This window comes from Ideonella sp. sgz306126 (genome assembly GCF_056032705.1).
In genome coordinates this window covers 159,739-177,327 of sequence record NZ_JBVYWP010000005.1, presented here as the reverse complement: position 1 = coordinate 177,327, position 17,589 = coordinate 159,739, and the positions used below count along the sequence as shown (strand labels likewise).

15 protein-coding genes are annotated in these 17,589 nt (G+C 70.2%); 2 read left to right on the top strand and 13 right to left on the bottom strand.

The window, feature by feature from the left end; all coding sequences use genetic code 11:
* Positions 1-55: 55 nt before the first annotated feature.
* On the bottom strand, positions 56-1,444 hold the full coding sequence (locus AC0N04_RS15915) for an MBL fold metallo-hydrolase RNA specificity domain-containing protein (protein WP_474283234.1): 1,389 nt from the start codon (positions 1,442-1,444) through the stop codon (positions 56-58).
* 123 nt (positions 1,445-1,567) lie between these two features.
* Positions 1,568-2,983, bottom strand: coding sequence for a DEAD/DEAH box helicase (locus tag AC0N04_RS15910; RefSeq protein WP_474283233.1), 1,416 nt, complete (start codon positions 2,981-2,983; stop codon positions 1,568-1,570).
* A gap of 349 nt (positions 2,984-3,332) precedes the next feature.
* Between AC0N04_RS15910 and AC0N04_RS15905 the strand changes: the two genes are divergently transcribed.
* Together AC0N04_RS15905 and ettA are read left to right on the top strand one after the other, a co-directional pair.
* Positions 3,333-5,756 (top strand): putative bifunctional diguanylate cyclase/phosphodiesterase, encoded by a 2,424-nt coding sequence (locus tag AC0N04_RS15905; RefSeq protein WP_474283232.1) that lies wholly within the window; start codon positions 3,333-3,335, stop codon positions 5,754-5,756.
* A gap of 213 nt (positions 5,757-5,969) precedes the next feature.
* Positions 5,970-7,634: an energy-dependent translational throttle protein EttA gene (gene ettA / locus AC0N04_RS15900; protein WP_474283231.1), complete on the top strand. Its 1,665-nt coding sequence runs from the start codon at positions 5,970-5,972 to the stop codon at positions 7,632-7,634.
* A gap of 21 nt (positions 7,635-7,655) precedes the next feature.
* Here the strand turns inward: ettA and AC0N04_RS15895 are convergent, their stop codons facing one another.
* The 11 genes from AC0N04_RS15895 to nusB form a co-directional block, all read right to left on the bottom strand.
* A complete protein-coding gene (locus tag AC0N04_RS15895; RefSeq protein WP_474283230.1) occupies positions 7,656-10,184 on the bottom strand; it encodes a GspE/PulE family protein in 2,529 nt (842 codons plus the stop codon).
* Positions 10,185-10,319: 135 nt separating this feature from the next.
* Positions 10,320-10,520 carry an anti-sigma factor family protein gene (locus AC0N04_RS15890; protein WP_474283229.1) on the bottom strand — a complete coding sequence of 67 codons (201 nt, stop codon included), beginning with the start codon at positions 10,518-10,520 and terminating at the stop codon, positions 10,320-10,322.
* Positions 10,517-11,092: a sigma-70 family RNA polymerase sigma factor gene (locus tag AC0N04_RS15885; RefSeq protein WP_474283228.1), complete on the bottom strand. Its 576-nt coding sequence runs from the start codon at positions 11,090-11,092 to the stop codon at positions 10,517-10,519. The genes AC0N04_RS15890 and AC0N04_RS15885 overlap by 4 nt, the downstream gene beginning before the upstream one ends.
* 149 nt (positions 11,093-11,241) lie before the next feature.
* A complete protein-coding gene (gene tolA / locus AC0N04_RS15880; RefSeq protein ID WP_474283227.1) occupies positions 11,242-12,192 on the bottom strand; it encodes a cell envelope integrity protein TolA in 951 nt (316 codons plus the stop codon).
* A 5-nt stretch (positions 12,193-12,197) separates the two neighbouring features.
* The gene (tolR, locus tag AC0N04_RS15875) at positions 12,198-12,629 is read right to left on the bottom strand and encodes a protein TolR (RefSeq protein ID WP_474283226.1); all 432 of its coding nucleotides are present in this window, start codon (positions 12,627-12,629) and stop codon (positions 12,198-12,200) included.
* Between the two features lie 10 nt (positions 12,630-12,639).
* Entirely contained in the window at positions 12,640-13,329 is a 690-nt protein-coding gene (gene tolQ / locus AC0N04_RS15870) for a protein TolQ (protein ID WP_474283225.1), read from the bottom strand.
* Positions 13,326-13,766 (bottom strand): tol-pal system-associated acyl-CoA thioesterase, encoded by a 441-nt coding sequence (gene ybgC, locus AC0N04_RS15865; RefSeq protein WP_474283224.1) that lies wholly within the window; start codon positions 13,764-13,766, stop codon positions 13,326-13,328. The genes tolQ and ybgC overlap by 4 nt, the downstream gene beginning before the upstream one ends.
* A gap of 53 nt (positions 13,767-13,819) precedes the next feature.
* Complete coding sequence (locus AC0N04_RS15860) at positions 13,820-14,227, bottom strand: TssQ family T6SS-associated lipoprotein (protein WP_474283223.1); 408 nt, start codon at positions 14,225-14,227, stop codon at positions 13,820-13,822.
* The gene (locus tag AC0N04_RS15855) at positions 14,227-15,741 is read right to left on the bottom strand and encodes a serine/threonine-protein kinase (RefSeq protein WP_474283222.1); all 1,515 of its coding nucleotides are present in this window, start codon (positions 15,739-15,741) and stop codon (positions 14,227-14,229) included. The genes AC0N04_RS15860 and AC0N04_RS15855 overlap by 1 nt, the downstream gene beginning before the upstream one ends.
* Positions 15,742-15,844: 103 nt before the next feature.
* Complete coding sequence (locus tag AC0N04_RS15850) at positions 15,845-17,044, bottom strand: pyridoxal phosphate-dependent aminotransferase (RefSeq protein ID WP_474283221.1); 1,200 nt, start codon at positions 17,042-17,044, stop codon at positions 15,845-15,847.
* A gap of 63 nt (positions 17,045-17,107) precedes the next feature.
* Positions 17,108-17,584, bottom strand: a complete 477-nt coding sequence (gene nusB / locus AC0N04_RS15845) for a transcription antitermination factor NusB (RefSeq protein WP_474283312.1) — start codon at positions 17,582-17,584, stop codon at positions 17,108-17,110.
* Positions 17,585-17,589: the final 5 nt, after the last annotated feature.

Below are 17,589 nucleotides of genomic sequence, written 5' to 3'. Positions count from 1 at the left end.
CACGCGCCCGCGGACCGGGTTCTGGCGGCGCCGATCGTTCGCGCGCCGCACCGAGTCAGACCATGAATCGGCCGCCCTGCGGCGGCACGCGCACCGCCCAGCCAAGCTCGCGGGCGATGCGCTGGCGCAGCGCGTCGCTGGCCTCGGGCTCGCCGTGCACCACGAAGGTCTGGCGCGGCGGCGTGTCGAAGTGGCGCAGCCAGGCCATCAATTCGTCGGCATCGGCGTGGCCCGAGAAGCCCTGGAGCTGGCTGACGCTGGCACGCACCGGCACGAAGGCGCCGCGGATCTTCACGTCACGGGCGCCGGCCACCATCAGTGCGCCGCGACTGCCGCCGACCTGGAAGCCCGCGAAGACGATGTGATGGCGCGGGTCGGGGGCCATCACCGCCAGGTGGGTCAGCACCCGCCCGCCGGTCGCCATGCCGCTGGCCGAGATGATGATCGCCGGCGTCCGGCCGCGCCCCTGCGAGCGCGCCAGGCGTTCGGACTCGGCGCTGGTGGTGATCATGCGCACGCCATCGCACAGCGTGGTCATGTCGCGTTGCGGCACGCGCAGCAGGCGGCGGTACTGCCGGTACACCGCGGTGGCCTCGATCGCCATCGGGCTGTCCAGGAAGATCGGCAGATGGGCGGGGATCTCGCCGCGGGCGCGCAGGCGCTGCAGCGCCAGCAGCAAGGCCTGGGCTCGCCCGACCGCGAACGCAGGCAGCAGCACCGAGCCGCCGCGGCCGACGGTGTCGCGCACGATCGCGCCCAGGCGCTCACCCACGTCCTCCTTCGGATGCAGCCGGTTGCCGTACGTCGACTCGACCAGCAGCACGTCGGCCTGGCGCAGCGGCTGCGGCGGCGGCATCAGCAGGTCGTTCTGCCGGCCCAGGTCACCCGAATAGACCAGGCGTTCTCCCTGGTGGCTGAGCGTGACGCTGCAGGCGCCAAGCAGGTGGCCGGCCGAGCTCAGGCTGAGCTGCAGGCCGCCGGCACGGCCTCCCTGGCGGCCCAGGTCGCGGGGCTTGCCTTCGCCGACCGGCGTGAACTGGGCGAGGGCGCGCCGGGCGTCCGCCCGCGTGAACAGCGGCAAGGCCTTCTCGTGCTTCGAATAGCCCATGCGGTTGGCGCGCCGGGCATCCTCTTCCTGGAGGTGGGCGGCGTCGAGCAGCAGCACCTCGGCCAGCGCGCAGGTGGCGGGCGATGCGTAGATCGGGCCGCGGTAGCCGTGGTGCACCAGGGCCGGCAGCCAGCCGCTGTGGTCCAGGTGGGCATGGCTGAGCACCACCGCGTCCAGGCTGCGCGCCTCGAACGGCGGCTTGAGCCAGTTGCGTTCGCGCAGCACCTTGAAGCCCTGGAACAGGCCACCGTCGAGCAGGACGCGCCGTCCGCCCCATTCCACCAGATGGCGCGAGCCGGTGACGCAGTCTGCCGCGCCCAAGAAGTCGATTTGCATGACCACCTCCGGTGGCCATCATCGCTCAGGTTGCCGGGCGGTGGCGAGCCGCAGGCGGTGCCTGCGAGCTCGGAGACCGTGCCTGCCGTCGCGGGCTGCTGCGGGTTGCGCGGTTCGCGCCGTTCAGCGCCCGCTGCCGCCGCGCGAGCCGCCCTGGCCGGCCGGGCGCGGGCCACGTCCGGCAGGGCGCGCAGGCGAGCCCGTGCCGCCGCTGCGGCCATCGCCGCGCGGTGCGGCGTGGCGGCCATCGCCCTGGCGGGCACCGCCGCCCGACGACGGTCGGCCGCCGGCACGCGAACCTCCGCCGCCACCGCCACCGCCTCGACGCGGGCCGCCCGAGCCGACGCCGATCGTCATGCGCTGGCCCAGCACGATGGGCTGGGCCTTCTCGCTGGGATCGGGGGCGAAGCCGGGGACGATTTCGCGCGGAATCTCGCGCTTGATCAGCCTTTCGATGTCGCGCAAGAACAAATCCTCGTCGACGCAGACCAGCGAGATCGCCTCGCCCTGCGCGCCGGCGCGGCCGGTGCGGCCGATGCGGTGCACGTAGTCCTCGGGCACGTTGGGCAGCTCGAAGTTGACGACGTGCGGCAATTGGTCGATGTCGATGCCGCGCGCCGCGATGTCGGTGGCCACCAGCACCTGCAGGTCGCCGCTCTTGAACTCGGCCAGCGCCTTGGTGCGCGCGCCCTGGCTCTTGTTGCCGTGGATGGCCATCGCGCTGATGTCTTCCTTGTTCAGGAACTCGGCCAGGCGGTTGGCGCCGTGCTTCATGCGGGTGAACACCAGCACCTGGTGCCAGTTGCCGCTGCGGATCAGGTGGGCCAGCAATTCCTTCTTGCGCTCGCGTCCCACCGGATGCACTTTTTGCGAGATGGTCTCGGCGGTCTGGTTGCGGCGCGCCACTTCGATCAGCGCGGGCTGGTTCAGCAGGCGGTCGGCCAACTGCTTGATCTCATCGCTGAAGGTGGCGCTGAACAGCAGGCTTTGCTTGTGCTTGGGCACCACGGCCAGCACCTTCTTGATGTCGTGGATGAAGCCCATGTCGAGCATCCGGTCGGCTTCGTCGAGCACGAAGATCTCGACGTGGCTGAGGTCCAGCGTGCCCTGCTGGTGGTGGTCCAGCAGCCGGCCGGGGGTGGCCACCAGGATGTCCACGCCGCGGCGCAGCTTGTCGATCTGCGGGCCCATGCCGACGCCGCCGAACATCACCATGCTGGTCAGCGGCAGGTACTTGCCATAGGTGCGCACGCTTTCCTCGACCTGGGCGGCGAGCTCGCGCGTGGGGGTCAGGATCAGCGCGCGGATCGCGATCCGGCCCTTGGCGTCCTTCTTGTGGCCGACGGCCGCCAGGCGGTGCAGCATGGGCAGCGTGAAGCCGGCGGTCTTGCCGGTACCGGTCTGGGCGCCGGCCAACAGGTCGCCGCCGTTCAGCACCGCCGGGATGGCCTGCAGCTGAATGGGCGTCGGGTGGGTATAGCCTTGTTCGTGCACGGCGCGCACAAGGGGTTCGGCCAGGCCGAGAGTTTCAAAGGTCATGGAGGCTCGTTCGGAGCATGTCGCCGGCCCATACGCCCGCAGGGAGTGCCCCGGGGAACCAGCCAGGCCCGGCTGAGGGTGGGTGCGAGCCGCGCCAGGCGCCCCGCTGTCAGGAATGACGTGCAACCGCCGAGGCTGGAGCCTGCGTTGCTGCGGCGGAGTTTACCAGCAGCCGGCGCCGCGCGAGCGAGACCACGCCGGTGCGGAAAATTACAGTCCTGCCGGTTCTCGCCGATAGATCCGTCATGGCCGATGTCGTGACTTGCCACCTGAGTCATTACCATCGGATGACAGCCCAGGCGCCGGCCGCGGTGCTGCCTGCTTTCGATGCCAGCCCCGAGGATCCGTCTTGTCCCTAACGACCGCGTTGAGTGAGGCCTTGCTGCGCTGGCGCGACGAGACGCGCGTCTACCGGGCGCTGGACACGGCGTCGGCGCAGACGCGGGCCCAGCACCTGGGGGCCATCACCCGGCTGACGCCGTTCGTGATGGTGCTGAACCTGATCGCCGGGCTGGTCACTTTCCTGGCGCTTCGCGATCAGGTCAGCAGCGCGCCGTTGCTGGCCTGGCTGGTGATGCTGGTGCTGGTCTGGGTGCCTGCGTTGCGAGCGGCGCTGCGCCGGCGCAGCCAACCGGTCAAGCGGGTTTCGCCACGCGCCGTGCGGCATGCGATCGTGCATGCCGCGCTGCTGGCCGGGGTCTGGGCCGCCAGCTTGCTGATCTGGTTCGGCGATGTCGACACGCGGCGCCAGATGGTGCTGGTGGCGACCGCCGTGGGGCTGACGTCCGCTGGCGCCTTCGTGTTGGCGACAGTGCCGGCGGCGGCGCTGAGCTGGATCTTCGTGCTGGGTGCGGGGCAGTTGATCGCGCTGTACCGCATCGGCGACACACTCGATGCGGGCCTGGCCGTGCTGCTTGGGGTGCAGTTGCTGGTGCTGGTGCGTGCGGTGCGCTGGTCCGCGCGCCAGTTCAACGCGCGCCTGAGCAGCGAGCGCGAGGCCGAGCGCCAGGGCCAGATGGTGGCCCTGCTGTTGCGCGATTTCGAGGAGCACGCCACCGACGTGCTGTGGGAGATCGACCGGGTCGGCCGCTTCACCCATGTGTCGAGCAAGCTCACCAGCCTGCTGAGCAGCGCCGGCGAGCGCTGGGTGGCCGAACGCGGCCTGATCGAGGTGCTGGCGCAGCGCAGCCCCGGCGCGCTGGAGTCCGACGGCATTCGTGCGCTGCGCCGCGCGCTGGCACTGGACAAGCCGTTCCGCGACGTGGCGATCGCGATCCAGATGCCCGACAGCCTGCGCTGGTGGTCCATCACCGCCAAGCCGCTGCTGGACGAAGGCGGTCGCACCGTGGGCTGGCGTGGCGTCATTTCGGATGTGACCCAGCAACGCCTCGCGCACCAGCATCTGACCTACCAGGCGCATTTCGACTCGCTCACCGGCCTGGTCAATCGCGACCAGCTGCGCGAGCGCCTGAACCAGACCCTCGAAGCCTGTGTCAGCACGCCGCGGCGCTGCGCCCTGCTGTGCCTGGACCTGGACAACTTCAAGACGATCAACGACTCGTTCGGCCATTCCGTCGGCGACGGCGTGCTCAAGCTGATCGCGCAGCGCCTGCAATCGGTGATGCGGCGCTCCGACATGGTGGCGCGCCTCGGTGGCGACGAGTTTGCGGTGCTGCTCGACGACGTGCGCAGCGACGACGAGATCGCGTTGCTCTCGCGGCGCCTGCAGCAGGTGCTGAGCGCGCCGGGCGTGGTCGGTGGCCGCGGCGTCACCGTGGGCGCGAGCATCGGGCTGGCGCTGATTCCCGAGCACGGCACGACGATCGACGAGGTCATGGGCAATGCCGATCTGGCGCTCTATGCCGCGAAGGAAGGCGGCCGCGGCCGCTGCGAGACCTTCGCGCCGTGGCTGGGCGAACGCAGCCGCCGCCAGGTGGCGATCGACCAGGAGTTGCGCCACGCGCTGGCGCGCAACGAGCTGCGCCTGCACTGGCAGCCCATCGTCGACACGCAAAGCTGGCATGTGCGGGGTGCGGAGGCGCTGTTGCGCTGGCGGCATCCCCAACTGGGTGACATCTCTCCGGTCGAATTCATCCCGGTGGCGGAGAAGTCGGGCCTGATCGCCGAGATCGGGGCCTGGGTGCTGAACGAGGCTTGCCGGACGGCCGTGCGGGCGCTGCCCACCCTGTCGATCGCAGTCAACGTCTCACCGGTGCAGTTGATGCGCGAGCACTTCCTGGCCGACGTGGCGCGGGCCTTGAAGGGCTCGGGCCTGGCGCCCCACCGCCTGGAGGTCGAGATCACCGAATCGGTGTTCATGGACGACGCGGCCACGGCGCTGGCCAACCTGCACGGGCTCAAGGAGCTGGGGGTTCATATCGCGTTGGACGACTTCGGCACCGGCTATTCGGCCTTCCAGTACCTGCGCCGTTTTCCGTTCGATACGCTGAAGATCGACCGCGCCTTCGTGCGCGAGCTGCTGACCCACCACGACGCCCGGGCGATCGTGCGCACCATCATCGATCTGGCGAACACCCTGGGCATGCGCACCGTGGCCGAGGGGGTCGAGGAGCCGGCGCAACTGGAAGTGCTGCGCCTGGCGGGCTGCACCGACATCCAGGGCTACCTGGTGGCGCATCCGGTGGACGAGCGGGCGCTGGCACCGCTGCTGGACGACTGGGACGAGGGCAACCGTCCCGACCCAGGACAGATGCCGGAAACCGACCTGTCACCGCTCGACATGCCGCCGCCAGGCGGCGCCCCGTTCGCCTGAGGCCGGGCCGCATCGGGAGGGCGGAACGGGGGCCTGGACCGCAGATCGGGTGCCGATCGGCGCCGTGGGCGCCAGGGCGGCGATAATCACGAGTTGACACCCGTCTCGTCCGCCCGGGCGAGCGCTGCGCAGGCAGCGTCCGGCGGGCCGGCGCCACTGGCGCCCTGCGCCGGATTCGCGTCTCCCTGCCCACTCACCTCAGGTTTCCTCGCCATGGCTCAATACGTCTTTACCATGAACCGCGTCGGCAAGATCGTGCCGCCGAAGCGGCAGATCCTGAAGGACATCTCGCTGTCCTTCTTTCCCGGCGCCAAGATCGGCGTGCTGGGCCTGAACGGCTCGGGCAAGTCCACCTTGCTGAAAATCATGGCCGGCATCGACAAGGAGATCGAGGGCGAAGCGGTGCCGATGCCGGGCCTGAAGATCGGCTATCTGCCGCAGGAGCCCCAGCTCAACCCCGACCAGACGGTGCGCGAAGCGGTGGAGGAGGGCATCGGTGGGGCCATCGCCGCGCAAAAGCGCCTCGACGAGGTCTATGCCGCGTACGGCGAGCCCGATGCCGACTTCGACAAGCTGGCCGCCGAGCAGGCCGAGCTCGAAGCCATCATCGCCGCCGCCGGCGGCGAGAACACCGACCACCTGCTGGACATCGCCGCCGACGCGCTGCGCCTGCCGCCCTGGGACGCCAACATCGGCAAGCTCTCGGGCGGCGAAAAGCGCCGCGTCGCGCTGTGTCGCCTGCTGCTGTCCAAGCCCGACATGCTGCTGCTCGACGAGCCCACCAACCACCTGGACGCGGAGTCGGTGGACTGGCTGGAGCAGTTCCTCAAGCGCTTCAGCGGCACCGTCGTGGCCATCACCCACGACCGCTACTTCCTCGACAACGCCGCCGAGTGGATCCTCGAACTCGACCGGGGCGTGGGCCACCCCTACAAGGGCAACTATTCCGACTGGCTGGAAGGCAAGGAGAAGCGCCTGGAGGCCGAGCAGAAGAGCGAGGACGCCCGCACCAAGGCCTTGAAGCAGGAACTGGAATGGGTGCGCAAGAACGCCAAGGGCCGCCAGGCCAAGAGCAAGGCGCGCCTGGCCCGCTTCGAGGAACTGAGCGACGTCGAATACCAGAAGCGCAACGAGACCAACGAGATCTTCATCCCGGTCGCCGAGCGACTGGGCAACGAGGTGATCGAATTCAACGGCGTCAGCAAGAGCTTCGGCGACCGCCTGCTGATCGACAACCTCAGCTTCAAGGTGCCGGCGGGCGCGATCGTCGGCATCATCGGACCGAACGGCGCCGGCAAGTCCACGCTGTTCCGCATGATCCAGGGCGTCGAGCAGCCCGATTCGGGCGAGGTCAAGGTCGGCAAGACCGCGCACCTGGCGTTCGTCGATCAGAGCCGCGAGGGCCTGGCGGCCGACAAGACCGTGTGGCAGGACGTCTCCGGCGGACTGGACAACATCGTCGTCGGCAAGTTCGTGATGCCCAGCCGCGCCTACCTGGGGCGTTTCAACTTCAAGGGCAACGACCAGCAGAAGCTGGTGGGCCAGCTGTCAGGCGGCGAGCGCGGCCGCCTGCACCTGGCCAAGACCCTGGCCCAGGGCGGCAACGTGCTGATGCTGGACGAGCCGTCCAACGACCTGGACGTCGAAACCCTGCGGGCGCTGGAAGACGCGCTGCTGGAATTCGCGGGCTCGGCGATGATCATCAGCCACGACCGCTGGTTCCTGGACCGCATCTGCACCCACATCCTGGCCTGCGAAGGCGACTCGCAGTGGTTCTTCTACGACGGCAACTACCAGGAGTACGAAGCCGACAAGAAGAAGCGCCTGGGCGAGGAAGGGGCCCGGCCGCACCGCCTGCGCTTCAAGGCCCTGAAGTAAGGGCGCGAGCGCGGGTCGGCGTCAGACGTTGCTGGTGGCGCGCACCTCGTCGATCGAGGTGATACCGGCCAGCACCTTCTCGATGCCGTCCTGGCGCAAGGTGCGCAGCCCGTCGGCCAGCGCCTGACGCTGGATCTCCTCGGCGCGCGCGCCGGTCTGGATCAGGTGCCGAAGCGAGCGCGTGACGGTCAGCAACTCGTGGATGCCGGCCCGGCCGCGCACGCCGGCGTGGTCGCATTTCGGGCAGCCCGGGCTGCGGTAGGCCTGCAGAACCCCGGCCACGCCGAAGCGCTGACGCCACTCGCCCAGCAGCGCGTCGCGGCTGGGTGCCGCCTCGCCCGAGGTCCAGGCGTGCAGGTAGTCGTCCAGCAGTTCCTGGAGCTGGTCCTCGGTGGCCGGCGCCGCCTGGCGGCAGTGCGGGCACAGCCGGCGCACCAAGCGCTGGGCCAGCACGGCGAGCAGGGAGTCGGCGAAATTGAACGGGTCCATGCCCATGTCGAGCAGGCGGGTGACGGTCTCGGCCGCGCTGTTGGTGTGCAGCGTCGAGAGCACCAGGTGGCCGGTGAGCGAGGATTCGACCGCGATGCGGGCGGTCTCGCCGTCCCGGATCTCGCCGACCATGATCACGTCCGGATCGGCGCGCAGGAAGGCACGCAGGGCCTTGGCGAAGGTCCAGTCGATCTTGGGGTTCACCTGCACCTGGCGCAGCCCGGGCTGGGTGATCTCGACCGGATCCTCGGCGGTCCAGATCTTGCGCTCGGGCACGTTGATGTGGCTCAGCGCCGAGTGCAGCGTGGTGGTCTTGCCGGAGCCCGTGGGGCCGACGCACAAGACCATGCCATAGGGGCGTTCGATCGCCTCCTTCAGCGCCGTCAGGTTGTTCGGCGACAGTCCCAGCGCATCCAGCGGCAGCGGCTTGGCCGAGGCCAGGATGCGCATCACGGCGTCTTCCAGGCCATTGGCGGTCGGGATGGTGGCCACCCGCAGCTCGATCGGGCAACTGGGCACGAAGCGGGCGAAGTTGATCTTGCCGTCCTGCGGCCGGCGGCGTTCCGAGATGTCGAGGTCGCACATGACCTTCAAGCGCGCGATCAGCGCACTGCGGTAGGTGTGCGGCAACTCCATGTAAGGCTTGAGCAGGCCGTCGCGGCGAAAGCGGATGCGCACCTTCTCGCGCCCGGGGTGGGTCTCGATGTGGATGTCCGACACGCCCTGCGCATGGGCTTCGTAGATCATCGTGTTGATCAGCCGCACCAGGGAGTTGTCCGACTGCTCGATGGCGTTGTCGTCCGCCGTCTCGCGCTCGTGCGTGGGGCTGAGTTCCAGCGCGGCCAGCAGGCGGCCGGCCCCACCTTCATCGAGGTCGACCATGCCGGAGTTCTCGATCTGCAGCGAGGTCGCGTCGCTCAGGCCGTGGCGCTGGTAGGTCGCGACCACCACCCGGGCCAGGTCGTCCTGCGAGGGCAGCACCGGGATGACCTTGGTCTGCGCGAGGAACTCGATCTCGTCGATCACGTCGCGGCGCGACGGATCCTCGATGGCCAGCACCAGCCGGCCCGGCAATTCCTGCAGCGGCAGCACGTTGAGGCGCGTCGCCGCCGCGGTGGGGATGCGCTTGAGCGCCGCGATCTCGATCGGGAACGCTTCGACGTCCACCACCGGGTAGCCCATCTTGCGGGCCAGGGCGATGCGCAGCTCGTGCCGCTGCACCTGCCCCTTGCGCACCAGCAGCTCGCCCAGCGGGACGCTTTTGTCCTGCGCCTGCTGCGCCAGCGCCGCTTCGAGCTGCTGCTGGTCGATGTAGCCCAGCGCGATCAGCGCCTCGCCGATGCGCACCATCGGCATGCGCGACTGCTCTTGCAGCGCCGCTTGCAGGTGTTCGGGGCTGACCACCTTGCTCTTGAGCAGCATGTCGCCGACGCGCTGGTGGCGCATCTCCGCCTGCTCGGCCAGCGCCGCGTTGATCTGTGCCGGCGACGCGGTGTCGTCGGCCAGCAGCTGCTGGCCGATCGGCACGCCGACATCCGCCCGCTCGTAGGCCGTGCGCGGGCAGAACAGCCGCGCCACGCCGCCCCGATCATCCAGCGGTGGGAACAGGAACAGCCCCAGCTCGGTGTCGACGTGTCCGATGGTCTCGCCCGAGATCACCGGGCCGTCCTTCAGGACGATGCGGTAGGGAATGCGGGGATGGAAGGTCAGCAGCTCTCCCGACAGCCCTGGAGCAGCCGCGACCGGATGAATCGGCCGGGTCAGCGTCAGGCGTCGGAACTGCGACAGCCGCAGCGGCATCGTCGTGCGCGCCGGCGGCACCTGCACCTGGGCCAGGCCCTGGGCCGGATCGAACAGGGTCAGACGCGCGTGCATGACCTTGCCGTTGAGTCCCTCGATCTCGCAATCCTCGGGTTCCGCCTGGGGTTCCGCCGCCGCGTAGGCCGCATAGGGCGGCGACGGCCACGCGAAGGGCGGCTGCGCGCTGCGGTCGCGGACGGGCCCAAGGTCGGCCGCGTCGTGCGGGACGAGGGTCAGGTGCGGGTGGGACAGATCCGACATGGTCGCTGCTCAGGCCGTCCGTGGCGTCGGGACATCGACAGCCCACGGCGGACAGGCCGATCGTAGGAGCAGGCCGGCGGGTCGAAATCCGGAACAAGACCCCGATGACCCGCCAATTCCGTGACGGTGCCCCGCTCAGCCGTCGTCGCCGTCGCGGTAGGCCCGCCACGGACCCATCGCCCCCCGCATCATCTGCACCTGCCGGACGAATTTCGGGCAGGCCTCGCAGATCAGCAGGTGAAAACGCAGTGTGAGCCGCTCCAGCAGCGACAGGCGGCGGTCCTCGCCCTGCAGGACCAGCACCGTCGCGTCGCGGCAGCTGAGGTGCAGCTTCATGGATGAGATCCCGCCACCCGGGCCGGGCTGAACCAGCCGGCCTGCAGGCACTCCCGCAGCCGCAGGCGGGCGCGGTGCAGCAGCACCCACAGGTTGTTCGAACTGATCGCCAGTTCCTTGCAGATCTCGTCGGTGTCGAGTTCCAGCCACTCGCGCATCATGAACACGCGGCCCTGGGTGCTGGGCAACTGCTCGACGCAGGCGTCGAGCACCGCCAGGAACTGGCGCTGGCCGAGCGACGCCTCGGGGTGGTCGCTCCAGTCGGCCGGGGATTCGCGCCAGTGGCCGGTGTCGTCGAACAGCAGCGCATCGAGGTCCTCGCCATCGTCGCGGTCCAGCACCGTGGCCTCGCGGGCATGGCGGCGCAACTGGTCGATCAGCTTGTGTTTCAGGATGCCTACCAGCCAGGTCTTGAGCTGCGAGCTGCCGTGGAACGACTGGGGCCGCTCCAGCGCGGCGAGCACGGTGTCCGAGACGGCGTCCTCGGCCCAGGCGTCATTGCGCAGCTGGCTGCGGGCGTAGCGCATCAGCTGCGGGCGAAGGGCTTCAATCTGTCGGGGGAAGTCGCTCATGCAAGGGGACGGCGAGGCGAGGGATCGGAGCAGTGTACGGAGTTCCGGGACCGGCGTTGATCCGTGTCCCGGGGTGATGGCGGGGTCTGGCGCTTGGTCGCGCCAGACCGGCCGAACCTTTCAACCGCACCGGCGCGACGCGCGCGGCGTCACTCCTGGGGTCGGAAGCTGATCACCATCGTCGGCGGCACGCGGCCGTCGGTGTCGCGCGGCAGCAGGGCCGTGCGGTCGATCGCGCGCAGCACGGTGTCGTCCCAGGCCTTCACGCCACTGGGCCGCACGATGCGCCGGCCGATGATGCTGCCATCGGGTGCCACCCGGACCTCGACCTCGGCGACCGGGTTGCCGGCGATGTCGTCGGTGAGCACGATATTGGGCTTGATGCGGGCCTTGATACGCCCGGCATAGGTGGCCGACGGACCGGCGTCATGGGCGGCGCTGCCGGTGCTGTCGGGCGAGCCGGTGCCGCCCAGCTGGGCGTTCATGCGCCGGATCTGGTCCTGGCGCAGCTTCTCGCGCTGAGCGGCAGCGGCCTGTGCCTGCTGGGCGGCCGCAGCCTGATCGCGCTTGAGCTGAGCGGCCTGGGCCTGGGCCTGCTGGCGCCGCGCCGCCTCGTCGGCCTGGCGCCGGGCCAGCTTGTCCTTCTCGGCCTGGGCCTTGCGCGCCTGTTCGTCCTTCGCGCGCTGATCCCGGGCCTGCTGCTCCTCGGCCTCGCGCTGGGCCTGGCGCTTGCGTTCGCGGTCGGCCTTCTCGATCGCGATCTCGGCATCGCGCTGCGCTTGGGCGGCGGGTTGTGGCGGCGGTGGCTCGACCGGGCGCACCGTCGGCGTCGGGGGCGGCGCAGGGGTCGGCGCCGGCGTGGGCGGGGCGGTCAGGGGCGGTGCCGCGAGCTGTGGCGTGGCCGCCCACAGTTCAGCCTGCACGCCGGCAGGCTCCTCGGTGTGCCAGTGCACGCCCAGCGTCAACGCCGTCACCAGCAAGGCATGGGCGATCAGCGACATCAGCACGCCGGCCCGCGGGTTGTCCGCGCTGGGCGGGCGAAGCGCATCGCGCGGCACGGTCAGCGGGTGCAGCAGCGAGGAGGACGAGGGGGCGGACACGGCGCTCAACCGCCTTGCTTGACCGACAACCCCACGCGCTGCACGCCGGCGCGCTGCAGGCTGTCCATCACCTTGACCACGCTTTCATAGCGCACCTGGCGGTCGGCCGAGATCACCACCGGCACGTCGCTGCGACCGTTCTGGGCCTGCTGGACGCGCGCCGCCAGCTCGGCCAGCGTGACGGACTCGGCCTCGCCCTTGTCGACTCGGATCTTCATGTGGTCGTCCAGGCCGACCACGATCTCCACCACCGAGCTGGGCCGCTGTCGCGCCTTGCCGACCGTGGGCAGGTCCACCACGCCGGTGGTGATCAGCGGCGCGCTGACCATGAAGATGATCAGCAGCACCAGCATCACGTCGATGAACGGGACCATGTTGATCTCGTTCATCGAGCGTCGGCGGCGGCCGCTGCCACCCCGCGAGACGACTCCGGGCATCGCGCGGCCCTCAGCGCGCCGGCGTGGCGTTGGGGGCGGCCACGTTGCGCTGCAGGATGTTGGAGAACTCTTCGGTGAAGCTCTCGAGCTGGATCGCGATCCGGTCGATGTCGCGCGCGAAGCGGTTGTAGGCGATCACCGCCGGGATGGCGGCGAACAGGCCGATGGCGGTGGCCACCAGCGCCTCGGCGATGCCCGGCGCGACGGTGGCCAGCGTGACCTGCTGCAGGTTCGACAGGCCGACGAAGGCGTGCATGATGCCCCACACGGTGCCGAACAGGCCGACATAGGGGCTGACCGAGCCGACCGAGGCCAGGAAGCCCAGACTGCCCTCGATCGTGTCGAGCTCGCGCTGCAGGCTGGCCTTCATCGCGCGGCGCGCGCCGTCGAGCTGGGCGCCGGTGTCCAGGCGCCGCTCGCGCAGCTTCAGGAATTCGCGCATGCCACTGGCGAACAGGCGTTCCATCGGCGAGGCATCGACCCGGCTGCTGGCGCTCTGGTACAGGTCGTTGAGGTTCTTGCCGGACCAGAAATCCTGCTCGAACTGGTCGTTGCCGCCGCGCACCCGCGACAGGCCCGAGAGCTTTGAAAAAATCACCGTCCAGCTGGCCAGCGAGATGGTCAGCAGCCCGGCCACCACCAGCTGGACCACGAAGCTGGCGTGCAACACGAGAGAAACGATCGAGAGATCCTGATTCATGCGGAGCGGGTGGTGGGCGGCAAGCCCAGACGTTGGAGGATGTCAGTCGGAATGCGACGCGGCTGGAAGGTTCCGCGGTCGACGCAGGCGACCTGGATGGTCGCGTCGCACAGCAGCGTCTCGCCACGCCGGCAGCGTTGGCGCAGCAGCATGCGGGCCCGGCCCAGCTCGACCGGTTCGACACTGACGCGCAGGCTGTCGTCGAGGCGGGCCGGCCGGAGGAACCGCGTCTGCGCTTCGGTGACGATGAATTGCAGCCCGGTGGCCTCGGCCAGCGCTTGTTGGCCGCAGCCAGCGGCGCGCAGCCATTCGGTGCGGGCGCGCTCGAAGTAGCGCAGGTAGTTGGCGTAAAACACCACTCCGCCGGCGTCGGTGTCTTCCCAGTAGACCCGCACCGGGTGCGAGAAGTCGGCGGCAAAGATGTCAGTGGCGCTCATGCAAGCGGCGGATGATACGCGAGGCCCTGCGGGCAGAGCGTAACGGCCGGTGCTCAGTGCAGCGAGCGGGTGTAGACCGGCCCCCAGATCGGGTGGCCGGCTTCGGCGCGGCTGAGCGCGAAGGCAGGGTCGGCCGCCCGGGCCGCCCGGAAAGCGGCCTCGCACTCCGTCAGGCGCTCGTGGGTGCACTCGATGAAGGCCAGCGTCTTGTAGGCCGCCGCCTGGTCGCGGCGGCTGGCCAGCCCCAGGCTCAGCGCGCTCTTGAGCGCCTGTTCGGCCTCGGGGTAGCGCGCGTCGTCGTACAGGCGCAGCCCGGCGAGCAGCTGGTGTTCCGCGGGGTGGACCATCAACTCGGTGACGCCGACCGGCGCCGGGGGGGCGGCGCATCCGCCCAGCATCAGCAGGGTGGCGGCGCCCAGGCCGGCCAGAGCACGGCGCAGGGAGGCATCGGGGGGGGACATCACGATCCGAAGTGAAGTTTGAGGGACACGGGGTGCTCAGGGTCGATGTCGACGCTGCGCTGGATGGGCGGGAAGTCGGCGTTGCGCACCACCAGCGTGTGGCGGCCGGCCGGCAGGGTCAGACGGGTCAGCGGCGGGGCGGTGCCGGCGGGGCGGCCATCGACCTCGATCTGTCCCCAGGGGGAAACGGCCAGGCTCAGCGTGCCGGTGGCGGGCAAGGGGCTGGATTCCCCAAGGTGCGGCCGTTCGCGGGCCGCGCGGGTGGCGTGGCGCGTCGGCGCCCGGGCGGCCGGCGCGGTAGGGACCTTGTCCTGGCCGGGGAGTGCGGTCTGCGGCTCGTGCTCGGCCGTGGCGACCGCCGGCGGCGGTCGGTCGGGCGGTGGCGGTGCCGGGGGGCGAAGGGCCACCACGCCCGGCACGTCCTTGCGATGCGCGTTGGTCCACCAGATCTGCAGGCTGGTGGCCGCGGCCAGGCCCGCCAGGGCCAGCGCCAGCCACTTCAGGTGGCGCGCGCGCTGTTCGGTCGGCGTCTCCTGCAAAGCCTGGGCTTCCGGGGAATCCAGCCAATGACGCAAGTCCATCGCCAGGTGCCGGGCCGACGGGTAGCGCGCGCCGGGGTCGCGGGCCATCGCGCGCGCGGCGATCGCGGACAAGGCCGTCGGCACCTTGGCGTGGACGCGGCGGGCCTGCGGCTGCGGGGCCGACAAGACGGCACGGTGGATATCGTCGAGGGTCGCACCGCCGTAGGGGCGCTGGCCGGTCAGCAGTTCGAACAGCACGACCCCCAGCGAATAGACGTCGCAGCGGCGATCCAGAGGCCGGTTCTGCAACTGCTCGGGCGCGAGATAGTAGGGCGAGCCGGCGATCAGGCCGTCCAGCGCGGGGGCGTCGCGGTGGGCGACCCGGGCGATGCCGAAGTCCAGCAGCTTGGGCTGCTTGCGCCCGACCATGAAAATGTTGGCCGGTTTCACATCGCAGTGGATCACGCCCTTGCCGTGCGCGTAGGCCAACGCGTCGGCGACCCGCCGGACCAGGTGCGCGGTCTCGACGAATCCGGGCCGCCATCCTTCTTGCAGCAAGTGGCGCAGATCACGCCCCTTCAGCGGCTCCATCGCGATGTAGACGCCCTGGTCGGAGGTGCCGGCGTCGAACACCGTGACGATGTGCGGGTGCGACAGGCCGGCGGCGGCGCGCGCTTCGTTGAGGATCAATTCATCGAGGGCACCGGGCGGACCGGCCTCGCTGGGCGTCAGGTGCAAGGTCTTGACCGCCACCGGCCGCGACAGCAGCGGGTCCCAGGCGGCGTAGACCGTCCCCAGGCCGCCTTCGCCGAGCACCGATTTGAGCGCATAGCGCCCCACGTGGCCCATGCTGTTGGCGCCGGACAGGGCCGCGTCGGCCAGCGCAGCGGCGCTGTCGTCCTGCGCCGCGACGGCGCCCGGGCGCGCCTGCGGTGCGTTGTCCAGACGGGTCGCTTCGAGCGACGCATCGCCGACGGCGGGGGGACCTGCCACCGCCGCGGATTGCCGGAAGGGGTTGCGCCAGCGCATCGGCCCAAGCATACGCAATCGGGTGCCGTCGGGTATCACGCAGGGCGGCGAAAGCGCGACCGATGCCTCAGGCCGGGCGGCTGCGGGTCGCGAGGTACTGGCGCAGCCGGGCCACGGCTTCCTGCAACTGGGGCAGGCTGCTGGCGAACGACAGGCGCAGGTAGCGCTCGGCAGCGGCCGGACCGAAGTCTCGCCCGGGGGTCAGCGCCACGTGGGCCGCACGCATCACGTCACCGCAGAACTCCCAGCTGCTGGTCGCGAAACGGCTGCAATCGGCCCAGGCGTAGAACGCCCCGTCGGGCACCACCGGCACGCTCAGCCCCATCGCGTCGAGCGCCGGGACGATGAAGTCCCTGCGCTCGCGAAAGGCCTCCCGGCGACGCTCGTATTCGGCGATCGAGGCCGCATCGAAACAGGCCAGCGCCGCCTGCTGGGCCACGCTGGAGGCGCAGATGTAGAGGTTCTGTGCCAGCTTCTCGATCGGCGCCACGAGCGGTTCGGGCAGCACCAGCCAGCCCAGCCGCCAGCCGGTCATGCTGAAATATTTCGAGAAGCTGTTGATCGACAGGACATCGTCGCCCAGCGCGAGGGCGCTGTGGCCGAAGCGGGCCTCGTAGCTCAGGCCGAGGTAGATCTCGTCGATCAGCAGCACGCCGCCGCGCTCGCGCACGACCTGGTGGATGCGGCGCAGTTCCTCGGGGTCGATCGAGGTGCCGGTCGGGTTCGACGGCGACGCGAGAACGACGCCGCGGGTGGCTGGTGTCCAGTGGGCCGCGACGCTGGCGGCGTCGAGCTGGAAGCGGGCTTCCGGGCCGGCCGGCAGCAGCCGCGCCGTGGCACCGGTCGCCGCGACGAAATGGCGGTTGCAGGGATAGGACGGATCCGGCATCAGCACCTCGTCGCCAGGCTCGAACAAGGCCAGGCAGGCGAGTTGCAGCGCCGCCGAAGCCCCCGCGGTGACGACGATGCGCCGCGGGTCCACGGCCAGCCCGAAGTGCTGCGCGTACCAGCCCGACAAGGCCTCGCGCAGGACGGGCAGGCCGCAGGCCTCGGTGTACTGGGTGCGGCCGTCGCGGATCGCCCGTTCCGCCGCAACCTGGACGGCGACGGGGGCCGTGAAATCGGGCTCGCCGATGTTCAGGAAGATCATCGGTCGACCGCCCTGGGCCGGATCGCACGCAGGCTGGCGCGCCAGTGCGTTGGCCGCCTTGGCGAATTCCATCACGTAGAACGGATCGATGTGATCCAGGCGGCTGGCGAGCTTCATGGCAGGGGACGGTAGGAGGGCGGGCCAGCCCGGGCGAGCGCCCGGCCCGCCAGGTGGATCCGCTCAGCGGCTGCGGGCTGCCTGGAGTTCGGCCGGGCGCAGGTCCGCGGCGGTCTTGTCGAGCACGCCGTTGACGTACTTGTGGCCGTCGGTGCCGCCAAAGCTCTTGGCCAGTTCGACGGCCTCGTTGATCGCTACTTTGTAGGGGACGTCCAGGCAATGCTTGAGCTCATAGGCGCCGATCAGCAGCACGCCGTGCTCGACCGGCGACAACTCGACGGTGCGGCGGTCCACATGGCGCTCCAGCACGGCGTCGAGGTCAGCCGCCTCGCCGATGCAGCCATGCAGCAACGCGTCGAAGTGCTTGGTGTCGCACTTGGCAAAACCCTCCTGCTCGCGCATGTGGGCGTCGACCACGCCGGCATCGGCGCCGGACAGCAGCCACTCGTACAAGCCTTGCAGGGCAAATTCGCGCGAGCGGCGTCGCGACGACTTCTGGATCGGTCGCTTGGCCGCGGCGGCCGGGGTTTTGCGGGGAATCGCGT

Bases quoted from the DNA above. Each gene is read 5' to 3' on its own strand.
- AC0N04_RS15915 (WP_474283234.1), bottom strand. From the start codon at position 1,444: ATGCAAATCGACTTCTTGGGCGCGGCAGACTGCGTCACCGGCTCGCGC.
- AC0N04_RS15910 (WP_474283233.1), bottom strand. From the start codon at position 2,983: ATGACCTTTGAAACTCTCGGCCTGGCCGAACCCCTTGTGCGCGCCGTG.
- ettA (WP_474283231.1), top strand. From the start codon at position 5,970: ATGGCTCAATACGTCTTTACCATGAACCGCGTCGGCAAGATCGTGCCG.
- AC0N04_RS15895 (WP_474283230.1), bottom strand. From the start codon at position 10,184: ATGTCGGATCTGTCCCACCCGCACCTGACCCTCGTCCCGCACGACGCG.
- AC0N04_RS15890 (WP_474283229.1), bottom strand. From the start codon at position 10,520: ATGAAGCTGCACCTCAGCTGCCGCGACGCGACGGTGCTGGTCCTGCAG.
- AC0N04_RS15885 (WP_474283228.1), bottom strand. From the start codon at position 11,092: ATGAGCGACTTCCCCCGACAGATTGAAGCCCTTCGCCCGCAGCTGATG.
- tolR (WP_474283226.1), bottom strand. From the start codon at position 12,629: ATGCCCGGAGTCGTCTCGCGGGGTGGCAGCGGCCGCCGCCGACGCTCG.
- tolQ (WP_474283225.1), bottom strand. From the start codon at position 13,329: ATGAATCAGGATCTCTCGATCGTTTCTCTCGTGTTGCACGCCAGCTTC.
- ybgC (WP_474283224.1), bottom strand. From the start codon at position 13,766: ATGAGCGCCACTGACATCTTTGCCGCCGACTTCTCGCACCCGGTGCGG.
- AC0N04_RS15860 (WP_474283223.1), bottom strand. From the start codon at position 14,227: ATGTCCCCCCCCGATGCCTCCCTGCGCCGTGCTCTGGCCGGCCTGGGC.
- AC0N04_RS15850 (WP_474283221.1), bottom strand. From the start codon at position 17,044: ATGAAGCTCGCCAGCCGCCTGGATCACATCGATCCGTTCTACGTGATG.